Genomic DNA, 16,434 nt, shown 5'->3' with positions numbered 1-16,434 from the left:
TACCTCTCTGTCGTTAGTTCTCCATTCAGAATAGCACAGAAAAAAAGGCGTTCGCCAAGGTAAGTGTTTCCTATATATACCCAAAGAAAGGAACGGATATCATGAACATTAACGGACACACGCTCTCGCTAAAAGCAGGTGAGCACGATCATGACACTTCACTGAGTCAGTTTTTAAAAACAGCCGTGTCGGCCTCAAAACCGATTATCCATTTTTGGATGGAGCATCAAAAAATACGTTTAAATCAAAAGCCTGCCCATCACGCGGCAAAAGTCAGTACAGGCGATCACATCCTGATCGATTTATTTGAAACGGAAGAAAGTGATGTGACGCCAGAATATGGTGAATTAGAGGTGCTCTTTGAGGACGAGCACTTATTGATTGTACAAAAGCCCGCTGGACGACCAACGCACCCGAATGAAAAGGGACAAACAGGCACACTAGCAAACCTTGTGGCCTTTCATTTTCAAGCAAATGGCGAGGAAAAGCGAGTGAGACATATTCACAGACTCGATCAAGACACAAGCGGCACAGTCATTTTTGCCAAACACAGATTAGCTCATGCTGTGCTTGATCAAATGCTTTCTAAAAAAACGATCAGCCGAACCTACATCGCTATCGCAGAAGGACTTTTCAAGAAAAAGAAAGGAACTATCGATGCAGCGATCGGCCGTGACAAGCATCATGCCGTCAGACGCAGAATCTCTCCTACTGGTCAAAGTGCTGTCACTCACTTTCAGGTCATGGACATCAATAAACGCCTGCAAATGACAGCCGTCAATCTGCAACTTGAGACGGGAAGAACACATCAAATTCGAGTCCATCTTAGCAGTCTTGGGCACCCTTTAGCCGGAGATACACTTTATGGCGGAGCTCGCCATCATATCAACAGATGCGCTCTCCACGCCAAACAAGTAGACATGACACATCCTTTTACAGGTGAGCAACTGAGCATAGAAGCACCGCTTCCACTAGATATGGCTCAGCTCATGGACGAGATCATTCATTAAAAAAGAGACTGCTTTTGATAAGCAGGCTCTTTCTTCATTAGACAGATGCTCTTTTGGCATAAATAATGTACCGCTCTGGTGCATTGCCGACGAAATGAAATGGATAGCATGTCGTTAACACCAGCTCTTCCTTTTTATTCTGCAAAGTAATAATGGATGTATCATGCTGATCCACGATTTTCGTATGTGTGATTTTATAAACAAACTCACCATACGGCACAGTGATTTTCAGCTGATCTCCAATATTCAATTCACCTGTTCGACGAAATACCGTGTCACGATGGCCAGATAGGACGATTTGTCCCTTTTGATCAGGGTAATAACTGCCTTTGTAATGCCCGACTCCTTTGGCAAGATCATCCGCATCTGTCCCTTCGACAATGGGAAGGTCTGCTTTTAATTTCGGAATCGTCAGAATGCCAGAGGCTTTCCCCACTTCAGGAGAAAACTGCTTCTTTGATATCCTTTGATCGTCCGCTACCGCTTTCTTCGCGTCTTCTAATGATTGTGCTGTTTGAAGGTGCGTAGAGGCGATTTGCCAAATTCCCCAGCCTAGCAAGACAATTCCTGCTGTCATCACAGTAAGTGCAAGCCACTTTTTCATGCTTAAACTCCTTTACCTGTTACATTTCTCTTAGATGATACGCTCTTTAGCTTGCTGCTTTTTCTTCTTGTTTTGCTTTTTGAATGCGTCCCTCTTTTTGATACACAATGGAAGCTCCTTCAAAGCTCTTCACAAAAGCGACAGTGGCTTCTAAATCCTCTGGACCTGTTTCAGGATTTTTCCCCAGCCTTCCTATCGGTGCATACTTACTGCCAGTTGCAGTTGCCATAAAGTTATTCACCGTGAGTGTATATGTTTGATCGAGCGCAACGTTTGATCCATCTGGCAGCTTTAAGTCGACTACTTTATATGTTACCGGATCATAGGAATATGAAAAGCCCGAAATGCTATAATCTGGTCCAAATTGAGGAGAAATTTGCGCTTCAATGATCTCAGCCAAGTCTTTCCCCTTAATCTCAAGTTTAACTAAGACGTTGCCAAAAGGCTGAATATTAAACAGATCTCCCCACGTAATCGGCCCTTTTTCAAGGTTTTGCCTGATGCCGCCGCCATTCATCATGGCAAAATCACTTTTCATAGAATACCTCATACCATCAGCAATCAAATTACCGAGCGGCGTGTCTCCATCATTTGAATAGCCGCCTTCCATTTTGACACCAGCTTCTCCAACTACCTCACTAATAATCGGCTCAACTTCTTTCCCGTAATGAGCCAAGATGCCGGCTGCTTCCTTGTCCTTTTCAATACCAGACTGGTCTACATACTGGATATTTGCACTCTTTTTGACAATATCCTTCGTTTTGCGGTCAAGTGTTACATTGACCTCGCCAATGGTCTTCCCATATTCAAAGGCTTGAACAATTAATTTCCCATTGACCTCTCCGTTTACCACTTCGTGATTATGCCCCGCAAAGATGACATCAATTTCATCATCGCCTTCTTTAGCCAGCTTCGCACTTTCTCCAGTGATGGTATCTCCATTTTGAGAGGCCGTCATATGAGCTAAGACCGCAATGGCTTTGATCCCTTTTTGTTTTAATTCCTTCGCGGCTTCATTTACGGCTTTGACTTCATCTGTAAACTGAATGTCTTTAATCCCTTCTGGCATCACCATTCCTGCGGCTGACTTTGTCACAACACCGATAAATGCTACAGGAATTCCCTCGACATCCATGATTTCATAAGCAGGTAAAAGGGGTTTACCTGTATCCTTGTATTCACAGTTTGCACAAACGAGCGGAAAATTCTGTCCGTCATATCCCTTTGTGCCTTTAAGATGATCTCCGCCATTTATGATACGTAATAGCTCGTCCACCCCTTCATCAAATTCATGGTTGCCGACCGTGCCAACATCAAAGCCTATGTTCTCCATGAGTTCAACCGTTGGTTCATCCTGCAGAAGCGACGATATTGGAGAGCTGCCGCCAATCATATCTCCGGCGTGGACTGTGATCGTATTTTTGTGGGCTGCTTGTTTTTGTTTCATATAAGCCGCCACATAATCCATCCGTCCATACGTTCCTTTGTTGCCATCACCTTTTAGATCCAGCTCGTATTGTTGATCAATTTTTCCGTGTAAATCATTCATGCTTAAAATGGTTAATGGGACTTCCCCAGCTTCCTCTGCCGGCTGATAGCCAGCCCGTTCTGCTTCTTCTTTTGAAGCAAAAAAGATGCGTTTATCTACAGCGATTTCTTTCCAGCTGCCAGGCGATACGTAGGTTTTCGCTGATGAATCACCGACGTAGCGTGTCAGTCCTTTTTTCTGTTCACGTGCCCTAAATTCAAACGGCTGTTCCAGCAGCGGGTCCGCTTCGTTCCATATGCCCAGCCCTTTTTCTTTTGCCTCTTTGACAGCTTTTTGGAACATCTGATAGTCCTTTTCATCTCCAACCGGCCAGATGAAATACGTAGGGGCATATCCTTTTTTCACAAGCTCTAAATTCGTATTGACCCCTTTTTTGGTTTTCACTTGAGCTAAAAGACGTCCATAGCCATCCTTCGTCTCAGGACCAATCTTTAATGTGACTTTATCTCCGCTTGAAAGAAGCGTATTTAAATAGTCCGCCGCCTTTTGTCCAAAACGCAGCTGGTTTTGATCTAATTCATTTTTTGGCTTATGGTACGTTTCCGGCGTGTCCATATTCACAAAGCGCACCTTTGTTGTACCAAGCACAGGCTTCTTTAAATGAATCGTATCTCCATCTACCACCCGGTCAACCGTTGCCTCGTATTCTTTCTTCATTTTTGGCGGCTTTGGCTGGCGTTTGAGCAGACTGACATCACCCTTGTGTCTTGGAAGCACCTGCAGCGTATCATATCTGCTTAACACTCCTGTAAACTCATACCATTTCCCTGTCTTTACTTCATCAATGGCACTTGTATCCACCATCACTCTAAGGATGGTGCTGTGATATTTTTTATCAATGATCACGACATTGTATCCTCCGCCAGCCGGCTGCTCTGGTTTTGATTCAACATAGCCTTTGACCTTCACAAGTTTTCCTTCATGTTTACGTGCCTGATCCGTTTCTAGTTGTTTCACGGAGACTCGCTTCGGCTTTGGCAAAGTTTGATTCACACCATCGATCTTCAGACGGTCTCGATCCGGCACAATTTCAATCAGTCCTTTATAAGACGTGATCTTCCCCGTTACTGTCACCTTCATGCCTGCTTTTAGTTCTGGGAAATTGTTGGGCTGTGCTGAATACATATTGATTCCAGCTGATTTGTCTTGAATGTACGTTGATAGTTTCCCATTGCCTATAGCCGATTGGTCTGCTGTCACAATTCCACTCACCGTCACCGTCTCTCCGATCAGCTGGCGGGCTTTCTTGATTTTCATTGACTTCTTTTGGTTCCAAACCGTTTCCTTCTTTTCAGACGCAATGGCTTGTTCTGCTGTGATCATGCCAGGCAGTAAGGATTGCAGACTAAAGATCACTAAAACCAGACAACAGATCATTCGAATGGATCGAACACGTTTCATTAGACCCTCCCCTTCCGAGCTTTATCTCTCATAGTGTACTAAGTAAATATTGATGGTAGATGGATTTCTTGTAAATCTTATGTCTGTCAGCTCATTGGAAACGTAATAATCACTCGTGTCCCCTCAAAGCTTTTGCTTTCAAAACGAATGCTGCCGCCATGGCTTTCAATGATTTTAATCGTCATCATTAAACCAAGGCCAGTCCCTTTTTCTTTCGTTGTATAAAAAGGTTCACCCAGTTTCCCTATTTCGTCTTCTGGTATGCCCTTTCCTTGGTCTTCAAAGATTAGCATCATCTGATTATGTTCCAATACGGATGTGACTTGAATAACACCTGTCACACCATCCATCGCTTCAATACCGTTTTTAAGAATGTTTAAGAAAACTTGTTTCAGCTCATTCGGTATACCTTGAATGTTTGGCAGCGACGGAGACAAATTCTTCTGAATAGACACGCCTTTTAAAACCGCCTGTGATTCAACGACCATGATCACTTCTTCAAGCAGAAGATTGACATGTACCGGCTCAAATTTCACCGATTTGCTTCTAGAGAGCACAAGGAATTCATTAATAATCGCTTCAAGCCGATTAAATTCAGACATCATCACATCTGCATAATCCTTCTGATATTTCTTACTTTGAATCATCAGCTGTAAAAATCCCTTTAACGACGTCAGCGGGTTCCGTATCTCATGGGCGATGCCGGCTGCAAGCTGACCAACTGCGGACAGCATCTCTGACTTCATCAGCATCTTCTCTGACTGCTTTTGATTGGTAATGTCCTCTGAAATCCGCATCACGGTTGACTGCATTTTGTCAGGATCATCAATTCGGTGTAAAGAGACCCTCTCCCATCGTTCACGTCCTGATAAATCCTGAAAGTACAGCTCACCAGTCCAGCTGCCTTCTTTTAAACAAACGTCCCATTGCTTTTCTAAATCATCACATTGACACAGCGAATGATAGACAGAAAAAATATCTTTGCCGATCAGGTCATATTCATGCTGCTGTACAAACTGGCAAAAACGCTGATTCACGCATTGGATGACCCCTTCCTCAGTTGCAACAACAATATGGATATGGCTATTATCCAGTGCTGTTACCGCTAGATGGAGTGACTGTTTGATTTTTGTCATTTCCGTCATTTTAATCCACGTCATCACCGCTCCCTCATGATCTTGGTCAAAGATAGGTGTGATGTGTACAGTGAATTGTTCTCCTTCATTCGTTTCAATTTCTCGTTCGATGACGCGCCTGTCCGAGATAACCGATTGTATGTCATGATAGAGCGTTTCCTGCGTAAGCTTCTTAGCCATCGCCTGAAAGGATTGCTGTTGCCTTATTTGAGCTGAAGTAAATAAAGAGGCGGCTGTAGGAGTGTAATAGCGAATATTCATGTCCCGGTCCACAAACAACGTCGCAAGCTGAGGCTTAACAGAAGGTCTATACAGTTCTTCCCTTGTTACCCTTAAGTTGTTTATGATATTAATAAAATGTTCATGTTTTTTCTCAAGCTCCGCTATTTGCGTGTTTTTCACTTTTAATTGAGCCCTTGCCTCCTGCTCCTTTTGTTTAATTTCATTGAGTTCATTTTCTAAATCGACAATACGCTGCTGATAAACTGAATTCTGATCTGGCATCCCTTTTTCCCTGCTGTTCTTTTGAATTTTCCCTCTCTCATTCATTCGAATGAGAATGACGTATACCCCTTTAAAACGGTGATCAAAACTCTTTACAATAAAATCCGCATACTGCTTTTTTCCTTTTTCCGAAATGAGGACATGCTGAAACACCAGCTCTGTCTCGTCTGTCCACACCTTTTGAAAGGTTTGACTCAACATCTCTTTCAAATAATCAGGTGTCACATATTCACATGATTGATCTGACACCTCTGCATGGTCTAAGAAGGAATAGGCCCCATTTGACATCGCCAGAATTTTGTCACAATCATTGATCACCATGCATGCGTCATATTCTCCGCTCACTTCTTCCATATATTGTGCAGCTCGCTTTTTTAACTCGGCATCACGAGCGTCATATACCCAAGGGACACTAGATGCAGGAACATTTGAATAGGTGTAAATGTTCCACTTCTCATTGAACAATTGAAACAATCGAGGAATATTGGGAACAGTTTCATTTGGCCCTAAGATTAACACCCCTTGATTTTTTAAAGCATATTGGAATCGGGATAATACTCGTTTTTGTACTTCTGGCTCAAAGTACATCAGAACATTTCGGCAACTGATAAAATCGAGGTGGATAAAAGGTGAATCAATCAATAAATTGTGAGGAGCAAAAACAATATGTTTTCTAAGCGACTGCTTCACAATAAAAGCGTCACCTTTTTTTTCGAAATATCGCGCCCGCCATTTTTCCGGTATGCTTGCCATAGACTCTATCGAGTAAAGACCTTTACTAGCTATTTGAATGGCTTTTCGGTTGATATCTGTCGCAAAGACTTGAAGTTCAATGGACACATCTCTTCGCTTCATTTCTTCTAAAAATAAAATCGTAAAAGAATAAGCTTCTTCCCCTGTCGAACATCCCGCAATCCAAATTCGGCATCGAGATTTCCCGTTGTTCATCGAATGGTCAATGATTGACGGGATCACCTTCTGTTCACATACTCGAAAAGCCTCCATATCTCTAAAGAAAGCAGTCGTGCCGCTTAGGAGCTGGGCATGCAGGCGGTCAAGCTCATCTGGTTCTCTTTCTAATAAACGATCGTACTCTGTTAATAATGACATCGGTTCGTTTGCAGTGCGCATGCGTTTTTGAATAACAGAAAGCAGCCTTTTCTTTTCATAGGTTGAAAAGGCAATCCCTTTATACATTTCGAGACGTTCAATGATTCTTAGTAAAGCTGGATCCGTCTCATCCACATACGGGACATTGATGATATTGGCCATATAAGCTGCAAGGGTGGATGGATTTTTGAATGTGTGATGATACATGCTGTCAAAACCACTCTCTACCTCACTGCATGATAAGGCTGTACCGCCTTGCTCAACCAACCGAAGCAATCCACTCCCCACACAATGACCTTTTTGAAAAAAGATCGCAAACGCTTCTTCTTTTTGAACACTGGCAAGTGACTTAAAAAGCGAGTCGACAGAGCATGCCTTGTTTGTTGGCAGCTGCTCTGATACATGAAGCCGATGATCTTCTGTTAACGTCACAGCCGCATGCTGCGGACAAAAATAGATGGTCTTCTTCATGACTTTCTCACCATGTTTAATCGTTTTTGCCCGGTAGCCAATCGGTAAAACAAGTGCTTCTAAATCTGTGATACAATCGCCTGTCACATGATTTTGCACAACAATAAAAGAGGCATTTAATTCAGGTGGCAACGATTGAAAAAAAGCCTCAAGATGATGCTGTTCAAACGGCGAAACACCGATGCCGATCACTGGTGCCTGCACATGTTCGTCTTCTATCAAACGATTAATGATTTTGTCCTGCATCTGGTACCCCCATGTTCATTCGTCTGATACTTTTTTTCGACAAAAAGAAAGAAAACCCTCTAATTGTAAATAATGTTTTTTGCATGAAAACGTGAAAACATCCTCACATTAAAACAGATTGTATAAACAAAAGGAGGAATCTCAATGCAAAACGATCAACAGCCAATGTTTCAAGGAAACGCTCAGCAGCCTGAACTCAACCATGGCGGGCATGAGTTATTCGATTTACATGAAATTTTAGCCGGCACGATTAATATTTTGGATCAATATATGATCCTGCGGCAATTTATTCAAGATCCTGCATTATCCGACATCCTGGATCGACAATATCAATTCGTTTTATCCCAGTACAATGTCACTGTAGATTGTTTTTCTACAGGCCAAAAGCCTAGTGAAGAAACCGCTACTTATATGATGAAAGAACACACACAAGTGACATACGGAATCAAACCTACTCAGCCGAAGAAGCCGAATCAGTCATTACAGGATGTAAAAGACTTAGGCATCACAGGACATATGCTCAGCCTAGTCAAATCACACGCTGGGTTACTTTCCATGTCCGCATTAGAAGTTACAAACCCTGTTGTCAGACGTGTGCTTGCTGCGCAGATTCCGAACTTTATCGAAATGGCCTATGAAATTTTCTTGTATCAAAACAAGCATGGCTACTATCAAGTTCCTCAGCTTTCCAAACAAGATATGACAGCCATGACATCAGCTTTTGCACCGCTTCAGGGGCAGGTTCAAATGCCTTCTAGCAAGGCCGATCAACAAAAGCCTCTTCATTAAAAAAACGGCTGACCCCCTTCTTTGGTCAGCCGTTTTTTCTTTGGTACATCGCTTTAAACTGTTCTTCAAAATCTGTGAGCCTCTCCCCCGTCGCCTGTTCAAAGCCGCTAGCAAATTGGCCCGTTTTTGCAGTTTCCTCCATGATCTCATGTATGATGTCTCGTCCGTAAAGCTGCACCAGCTCATAGATTATATAGTAGCTTTGTAAATAGACATCTGTCTCATATGTCACCCGGGAGTTCTGCCAGTCTTGATCAGAATGAAGAGATTGAAAAGGAATCACGTCGAAGCGTTCAGACGTAGCATTTAACACGTCATAGGCCGTCCATTCTGCTGTTCCTTCGTGGAACCAAAGCGGAAAAATGCCTGGAGATACTTCATATGAATGGACCTTTTCATAGAAAACAAAATGAGCATACTCATGAATAAAAAGCGTATTGAAAAAGTATAAAGGCAGTGTCTCTTTCTTCAATAATGCTTCCCGTTTATCTGGATATAACCCAATCATTTGATCATGATCGGAGTAAAATCCGGTTATATGCTTAATTCCAGCCATTTGTTCGATCGTCTCTTTATCATCAAAATAAATAACGTCTAAAGGTCTGTCAGCTTCAAACTGAAACACTGACGCTGTCCTCTTCTTTGCTTGCTTCATGGCCTCTATGGTCAGATCAACAAAAGCATCCTCTTCCTCTGCATAGTAGATTCGAATATGTTCATAGACTTGCTTATTGAGTCCCTCCGTGATAACCGTTTTAGGAGACGACTGCTCCAAATATTGTCCTGTCAGCTGAAACGCAACATAAATCAAGTACGCGGTGAAAGCATAAAAAATCAGACCTGCTGCAATCATCCCGCCTACAAGTTTTTTATGAATCAATGACGGCCCTGCTTTCATTTGCTCCCCACCTGAATTCATCCTGCACCCTCTTTCTCTCTCTATGAAGAAACAAAGATCAACAAGAGGTGATATATTTTTTACTTTATGCAGTCAGGTGCGCGAGGTGCGGTTCCAAACAAAAAAGCCGCATATGACATACGGCTTTTGTCGTAGCTATTTTGATTCAGGGAAGACACGTCTAACCGTTTCAGTAAATTCATCGAAAAATCCTGAAATTGGCTCTCCGCTTTTAATACGTTTTCCGTAACCTTGCATACGATCGACAAAGTCTGGATTAGCAGATACATACACGTTATCGATTTGTTGATCCGTTGATTTGACTTTGTCTGAAATTTTCTTTTTCAGATCGTCCGTCACATCACCGCTTTTATTGCCTTCAAGTACAACGGCAACAAATGCATTTTTTCCTGTGACAAGCACGTTTGCTGTCTTCACTTCAGACATATTGGCTACAAGCTCTGACGCCTTATCTGCCACTTTGACCTTCTGAGGTGTTTGAACATCTTGCTGATCCTGTCTCATGTTGTCATTCTTATATGTGACATTTTCATACTGCCTTTTCATTGTTCCTATACGCTCATCGCCTTGGTTGTTCATTCCACACCCAGCGGTGATTAATGTTGGCACGAGCAGTAAAGATAGCATCCATTTCTTATTCATCAATTATTCCCTCCTTTTGCTCATAGGTTTTTCATCCAGCCGGCTTTTTATGCACATATCCTCTCTTTCCGCAAAATGAATTCATAATTCAGCTGTGATTGGTCATCCTAAACTTGATGAAAGATCATCACGATCAAATGGAGGGATTCGTTTGTTTAAAAAAAGAAAAGGTATGAGCACTGGCGCAATGATCGCAGTATCAACAGCAATCATTGCATTATTCTCCCCGGTTTTACGAAGAAGACTGAAAAGCATGACACAAATGAATATGTCTTCAATGATGAAAGGCGCAAACCATCAGCACCAAAACTCATCTCGCCATGAGTCCCACTCACATAAGGAATCAAAAGGAACAGGTGAAGTTGGCCAAATGATCAAGCAGGCATTCACAGCTGTCCAGCCAAATCAAACGAACCAGCACCAATCACCATCAAAAACTCATCAGCCAAGAGAGTCTTATGCGCAATCTCTTCACATTGATGAAAGTGTGATGAATGTGATGGATGATGAATCGATCCAGCAAGTCATCAATGACATCGAGCACAAATAATAAAACAGGAGCCTTCATAAAAGAGGCTCCTGTTTATTCTCCTGAAAAATGTTCTTTGACCATAAGACAAAAGGAAGGTAGAAATGTGATTTCGATTGTTGTGATGAAGTCGTCATGATGCTCTAATATCAGCAAAAGCTCCTTTTCTTCCTTCCGATCTTTTTTTATCTCTACATGCTGCACTGTTTTAAAATCATATATTCCTAAAACGGATTCGGTCTTTTTTCGAACGACGTTTAAGCTAAACTCCTTCATAGCAAGCGACATGTTCACAACAAATCGCTCCTCCTGATTCTCGAACCGAAAAGTCAAATCTTGATATTCAACCGGCATTTCTTTTTCAAATCCGGCATCTGGCATTTTTTCAAAAAAAGAAAGCCAGTCCGTTTGATCTGGAAAGCGTTTTCCTCGCATTTTCTTCAATTCCTCATCATTAAAATTTTTATTAATTATCTTTTTTCCCCTTTTCTTTTGCAACAAATTTTAGTAATTTTAAAAAGGTGATTCTATTTTGCTAAGAGACCTCTTTATTAATTTAACAATTCTTGTCACTTTCCATTACTTATTTATACTTGTGTTTAAAGAGAATTTTCTGAAGAAAGAAGATACCTTGCTCAGACAAATATGCAAAGGCATGCTTTCTGGGTTACTCGGTGTCCTTTTAATGTTCTTCTCTATTAAAACAGGACCAGCGATCATCGATTTAAGACATATTCCCCTTATTTTAACGGCCTTTTATGGAGGCATCGCCCAAACAATGATTGCAGCTTTTGTTGTGATCATTGGCCGATTATTAATTGATGCCAATATCGCTTCTTCCATCAATATTTTTTCCATGATGTTTATCGCAGCCGCTTCTTTTTTGATTGCAGAGCGTCATATGAATCATGTTGTGAAAATGCTGTTATCCATTACGATTGGTAATGTGGTTGCCACAAGCCTGTTCATCTTGATCGTGCATGAGACATCATTTCAGCTGCATTCTACTTATTGGATTTTCTCATATATTGCTGGATTGTTTAACTTTTATGTCATTGAGCATCAAACAAAAGCATATCAGCTGTTAAATTTGTATAAATTCCAGGCTCATTATGACTTTTTAACAGGTGTTTTAAATAAACGGAAGTTCGATGAGGTATTAAGTGATGCTTTTACTAAAAAGTTGAAGCAGCCTATCCATCAAATGTCCCTTATTTACCTAGACATCGATTACTTTAAAACCATCAATGATCAATATGGGCATCATGAGGGAGATATTGTTTTAAAAGAAATCGGTACAAGGCTGATTAAAAACACAAGAAGCTCTGATTATATTGGTCGGATTGGCGGTGAAGAATTCGCTGTCCTTCTACCAAATTGTACAATTGAAAAAACATGGCAGATTGCAGAACGCTTGCGAAAAAAAATAGCCGATCAGCCGATTTATTTAAAAAACGGTCTGTCTATCCACACTACGGTATCAATTGGATGTGCTTATTCTCAAGGAATTGGTGCAGACATCAAGCAATTACCGATTATAGCTGACCAGGAGCTCTATAAAGCGAAGGAGTCTGGCCGAAATCAAGTGAGCTTTTCAGAGAGAAAAAAAGACCATTTGACATAGGCATTTTCCTCAATTTGTTAGCGCTAATTATTTTTAAAAAAGTTTTCGTATAACAGTTGTTTTTTCCCGCAAACACTGGTAAAGTAAAGGTAATTATTTTTGTTCGTATCATCTTTAAGAAGAAAGTTTTGAAAGAGTTTTCGTCTTTGAAGTTTGTGTAAGAGCAAGAATAGTGAATTTAAGCGTTAAGATCGCTTTAGGAGGAAATTTCATGTTAGAAGGTAAAGTAAAATGGTTCAACTCTGAAAAAGGTTTCGGATTCATCGAAGTAGAAGGTCAAGACGATGTATTCGTTCACTTCTCTGCTATCCAAGGCGAAGGCTTCAAAACTTTAGAAGAAGGTCAATCAGTTTCTTTCGAAATCGTTGAAGGTAACCGTGGACCACAAGCTGCTAACGTTAACAAAGCGTAATTTAAGAGCATCTGCTCTTTTAGCACTTTATAGAGTGAAGGAAAACCGCCCGGCTTCTGCCGGCGGTTTTTTTGTGCCATAAAAAAAGAGAACCTGATGAGGGGTTCTCTTTTTTATTTGTCCTTCTGCTTTAGCTTCTGCAAAGCAGAACGATACATGTCATCATTCATTTTTGTCTCTGGTTCTTCTTCTTTGACAGGTGGTTCTGGCTGCTTAAACTTTTGAAGCGCCTGTCTATAGAAATCGTCGCCAGACGCAGCATCATCCGTTTGAGAAGGCTCTGACGCTTTTTTTTCAACTTCAGGCTCTACATGTCTCGCCACAGCTTCTGGCTCGCTATGCGGCACGTCAGGCTGATTGGAGACATCTTCTTTGATCTCTTCCTTATCGGCTGATGCGTGTCTGACATTGAACGCTACTAATCCAATAATGACTAGAACAGCAGCTACTAACGCTACAATAATCGTCGCCAAAAGAACCCTCTCCTTATCGCTTAAATGATGCAGTGACTGATGCTACACGTCTTCCTAGTGCTTTTCCAAGTTCAATGCCTTCAGTCGAAATCAATTCATCTGAATCGATCGGACATGTCACACCAGCTCCATAGTAAGAGCCGTATAAAGCATTCTCTGGAACATTTCCAGGAAGGCCGACAACAAGCATTCCTTGGTGGAACATTGGTGTGATCAAATTATGCATTGTCATTTCTAAACCGCCGTGTGTTGTAGCAGTTGTACAGAAAACAGCACCGACTTTATCGATTAGTTTTCCTTCTGCCCATAAGTAGCCGAGACGGTCAATCCATGTCTTTAACCCAGAACTAATGGTACCAAAATGACCAGGGCAGCCCCAAATGATCGCATCCATTTGATCGAGCTTGCGAATATCCGCATCTTTCACGTGATCAATGAATACTTCAGCCTGCTCTGTTTCACCCGCGCCTGCTGCAATCGCTTCTGCAAGTGCTTTTGTATGGTCACCTTCACTATCGTATACAACATAAATTTTCATGTACGGTCCCTCCACACTTATCTTGCATCTTGGTTAGCTTCCTTAGGTGCTGGAAGCAGTGATATTTCTTGTTTCTTATGCTGCTGTTCTTTTCGCTTTTTATCCTTACGAACATCTCGCAGGAACAAGCTGAGAATAACACCAGCCGCACAGAATAATGTCACCCACATGTAAGCATCATTGATGCCCATCACGTTTGAATCAACCTGTGCTTTTGTAAAGAGCTGGGTGGATACATATTTTTGTGCAGCTTCTGCTGTCATGCCCATATGATGCATCACATTCGATACAGCCGCCTGGAATGAATTCATAAAGAACGGGTCCGCTGTATTTGTTTGATCCGCCATATTGGAATAATGGAATGTCGTCCGATTCGTATAAATCGTTGTGATCAAACTCGTACCGATGGAACCGCTAATTTGTCTTAATGTATTAGACATCGCTGTACCATGGCTGTTTAAGTGCTGCGGTAATTGGTTCATCCCTGCTGTCATAACCGGCATCATCAAGAGTGACATACCAAATGCACGTACTGCATACATGAGCACAATGTGACTATAGGAAGTATCAATGGTCAGCCTTGTAAACTCATATGTCGTGACAACGGTAATGAGCATCCCCACAATGGCAAGCGGACGAGGTCCAAATTTATCAAATAAGATTCCTGAAATCGGGGACATAATGAGCATCGCAAGTGCCCCTGGAAGCATTAATAGCCCAGATTGCAATGCCGTAAACCCAACGAGGTTTTGCAGATAAATCGGAAGTAAGAACATCCCCGTATATAAGGCAACTGTAATAATGATGTTAATGACACTTGATAATGAGAAAATGCTGTATTTAAATACACGGAAATCAAGCATTGGATTATCAGCTTTCAGCTGTTGGAAAATAAAGAGAATGATCGCAATCGCACCAATAATAATCGTAGATAAGACGATCGGATCTGTCCAACCATCACTTCCTGCTTCACTCACTCCGTATAGAAGGGAAGCAAAACCGACGATTGAAAGAATCGCACCAAGACTGTCCAGCTTGATTTTTTTAGGCTCTACAATATTTTTAAACATAAAGAAAGCCGCGATAATGACAATCGCACCGATTGGCACAAGTCCATAAAACATAATACGCCAAGAATAATGTTCAATAATGTAACCAGATAATGTTGGTCCTACTGCAGGAGCAAACATCATCGCAAGACCAAAAATCCCCATTCCTTTCCCTCTGTTTTCCGGAGGGAAAATAAAAAGGATTGTTGTCATGACGAGCGGCTGTAAGATACCGCCGCCGACAGCCTGAATCAAACGGCCGATAAGCATCGTTGAAAAGTTTGGCGCAATACCGCAAATAAATGTACCTAGTGTAAAAGAGATCATAGCCACTAGGAATAAGCTGCGCTGTCCAAAACGTGTGATTAAAAACGCAGACAACGGAATCAGCACACCGTTGACAAGCATGTAGCCTGTTGTCAGCCACTGAATCGTCGTTGCACTCACATTAAATTCTGTCATTAAATGGGGCATGGCTACGTTCAAAAGCGTTTGGTTTAAAATCGCTACGAACAAACCGGCCATTAAAATGATCAGTAAAGACAAGGAGCCTGTTCCCTGTTTTGTCGCTGCAGGTTGATTTGCCATCTCAGACAACCTCCTTTCATATTTTGATATCAATCATCATTAAGATGAAATTTTGACAGAAGCATTCATACCTGGAAGCACTTTGTCTGATGGATTTTTAATTGAAATTTTCACTGCTACTTTTTGCGTTACTTTTGTATAGTTACCACTTGAATTCGTTGCTGGCAGCATATTGAATGTTGAGTTTGTCGCATAACCAATTTGTTCAACAGTTCCTTCAAATGTTGTATCAGGATCTCCATCTACAACGATGTCGACTTTGTCGCCTTTTTCAATGTTTTTAATATCTGTTTCTTTAATATTTGCTGTGATGTAAAGCTTGCTTAAATCAATTGTTTCACCAAGAACTGTACCAGGCTGCACTTGTTGATTGTTTTGTACTTCTTTTTTGACTAATGTGCCATCAGCCACTGCTTTAATGTTTGTTTTTGTTTGTCCTTCAACTTTTGCAACTGTGCTGTCTTTTTCAACTTCGTCACCTTCGTTGATATCCCAGCCTTTGATTTGTCCAGCTGCTGGTGCTGTAATTTGATACATGTCACCTGTCACTTTTGCCTCATCTGTTTTGACAAAGTTTGTGCTTTCGTAGTAGTAATAAGCACCTCCGGCAATAATGGCAAGAATCACAATAAGGCCAATAATGTTCGTTAGCAATAAACGCCCTCTGTTCATGTTTTGTTTCTCCTTTCATGTATAAAAATATAGTGTCATCTGCTTTAGCAAACTTAGAATGCCCATCATCTGACAGAATATGAAACAAGCTCAACAATCTGTCCTTTTCCCTTCATCTACTCCCGCCCCTATCATGGTGTGCAGCCCATTTATACTTATTGTTCACTT

The 16,434-nt window shown here is 41.5% G+C and carries 15 protein-coding genes; 5 read left to right on the top strand and 10 right to left on the bottom strand.

What is annotated here, in order from left to right:
• The first annotated feature begins 101 nt into the window (after nucleotides 1–101).
• Nucleotides 102–1,010 (top strand): RluA family pseudouridine synthase, encoded by a 909-nt coding sequence (locus AAZR19_RS00270; protein ID WP_434702068.1) that lies wholly within the window; start codon nucleotides 102–104, stop codon nucleotides 1,008–1,010.
• Nucleotides 1,011–1,047: 37 nt separating this feature from the next.
• Here the strand turns inward: AAZR19_RS00270 and AAZR19_RS00265 are convergent, their stop codons facing one another.
• The 3 genes from AAZR19_RS00265 to AAZR19_RS00255 form a co-directional block, all read right to left on the bottom strand.
• Nucleotides 1,048–1,614, bottom strand: coding sequence for a class D sortase (locus AAZR19_RS00265; protein ID WP_434702067.1), 567 nt, complete (start codon nucleotides 1,612–1,614; stop codon nucleotides 1,048–1,050).
• A gap of 46 nt (nucleotides 1,615–1,660) precedes the next feature.
• Entirely contained in the window at nucleotides 1,661–4,564 is a 2,904-nt protein-coding gene (locus AAZR19_RS00260; RefSeq protein ID WP_434702066.1) for a 5'-nucleotidase C-terminal domain-containing protein, read from the bottom strand.
• 86 nt (nucleotides 4,565–4,650) lie between these two features.
• On the bottom strand, nucleotides 4,651–8,031 hold the full coding sequence (locus AAZR19_RS00255; protein ID WP_434702065.1) for a CheR family methyltransferase: 3,381 nt from the start codon (nucleotides 8,029–8,031) through the stop codon (nucleotides 4,651–4,653).
• Nucleotides 8,032–8,175: 144 nt separating this feature from the next.
• On the opposite strand from AAZR19_RS00255, the gene AAZR19_RS00250 reads away from it, so the two are divergent.
• Nucleotides 8,176–8,820, top strand: coding sequence for a spore coat protein (locus AAZR19_RS00250; RefSeq protein WP_326350067.1), 645 nt, complete (start codon nucleotides 8,176–8,178; stop codon nucleotides 8,818–8,820).
• Nucleotides 8,821–8,845: 25 nt separating this feature from the next.
• Here AAZR19_RS00250 and AAZR19_RS00245 read toward each other — a convergent pair whose 3' ends face one another.
• Nucleotides 8,846–9,718 carry a hypothetical protein gene (locus AAZR19_RS00245; RefSeq protein WP_349905279.1) on the bottom strand — a complete coding sequence of 291 codons (873 nt, stop codon included), beginning with the start codon at nucleotides 9,716–9,718 and terminating at the stop codon, nucleotides 8,846–8,848.
• 156 nt (nucleotides 9,719–9,874) lie between these two features.
• Nucleotides 9,875–10,381: a YhcN/YlaJ family sporulation lipoprotein gene (locus AAZR19_RS00240; RefSeq protein WP_434702064.1), complete on the bottom strand. Its 507-nt coding sequence runs from the start codon at nucleotides 10,379–10,381 to the stop codon at nucleotides 9,875–9,877.
• 151 nt (nucleotides 10,382–10,532) lie between these two features.
• On the opposite strand from AAZR19_RS00240, the gene AAZR19_RS00235 reads away from it, so the two are divergent.
• On the top strand, nucleotides 10,533–10,931 hold the full coding sequence (locus AAZR19_RS00235; protein WP_041109869.1) for a hypothetical protein: 399 nt from the start codon (nucleotides 10,533–10,535) through the stop codon (nucleotides 10,929–10,931).
• Between the two features lie 33 nt (nucleotides 10,932–10,964).
• On the opposite strand, the gene AAZR19_RS00230 is transcribed toward AAZR19_RS00235, so the two are convergent.
• Nucleotides 10,965–11,345, bottom strand: coding sequence for a hypothetical protein (locus tag AAZR19_RS00230; RefSeq protein WP_024426614.1), 381 nt, complete (start codon nucleotides 11,343–11,345; stop codon nucleotides 10,965–10,967).
• A 97-nt stretch (nucleotides 11,346–11,442) separates the two neighbouring features.
• Between AAZR19_RS00230 and AAZR19_RS00225 the strand changes: the two genes are divergently transcribed.
• Entirely contained in the window at nucleotides 11,443–12,534 is a 1,092-nt protein-coding gene (locus tag AAZR19_RS00225) for a GGDEF domain-containing protein (RefSeq protein ID WP_041109867.1), read from the top strand.
• Between the two features lie 211 nt (nucleotides 12,535–12,745).
• Nucleotides 12,746–12,946, top strand: a complete 201-nt coding sequence (gene cspB / locus AAZR19_RS00220; RefSeq protein ID WP_008349061.1) for a cold shock-like protein CspB — start codon at nucleotides 12,746–12,748, stop codon at nucleotides 12,944–12,946.
• 113 nt (nucleotides 12,947–13,059) lie between these two features.
• Here the strand turns inward: cspB and AAZR19_RS00215 are convergent, their stop codons facing one another.
• The 4 genes from AAZR19_RS00215 to AAZR19_RS00200 are packed head-to-tail and all read right to left on the bottom strand — an operon-like array spanning nucleotide 13,060 to nucleotide 16,266.
• A complete protein-coding gene (locus tag AAZR19_RS00215; RefSeq protein WP_024425321.1) occupies nucleotides 13,060–13,419 on the bottom strand; it encodes a hypothetical protein in 360 nt (119 codons plus the stop codon).
• Between the two features lie 13 nt (nucleotides 13,420–13,432).
• Nucleotides 13,433–13,957, bottom strand: a complete 525-nt coding sequence (locus tag AAZR19_RS00210; RefSeq protein ID WP_024425322.1) for an NAD(P)H-dependent oxidoreductase — start codon at nucleotides 13,955–13,957, stop codon at nucleotides 13,433–13,435.
• Nucleotides 13,958–13,974: 17 nt separating this feature from the next.
• A complete protein-coding gene (locus tag AAZR19_RS00205; protein ID WP_041109865.1) occupies nucleotides 13,975–15,594 on the bottom strand; it encodes a DHA2 family efflux MFS transporter permease subunit in 1,620 nt (539 codons plus the stop codon).
• Nucleotides 15,595–15,633: 39 nt separating this feature from the next.
• The gene (locus AAZR19_RS00200) at nucleotides 15,634–16,266 is read right to left on the bottom strand and encodes an HlyD family efflux transporter periplasmic adaptor subunit (protein ID WP_024425324.1); all 633 of its coding nucleotides are present in this window, start codon (nucleotides 16,264–16,266) and stop codon (nucleotides 15,634–15,636) included.
• Nucleotides 16,267–16,434 lie beyond the last annotated feature (168 nt).

The sequence above is a fragment of the Bacillus sp. Je.9.29.b genome, assembly GCF_051129925.1.
Lineage (GTDB): Bacteria > Bacillota > Bacilli > Bacillales > Bacillaceae > Bacillus > Bacillus safensis.
This window is presented reverse-complemented; position numbering and strand designations above follow the sequence as displayed.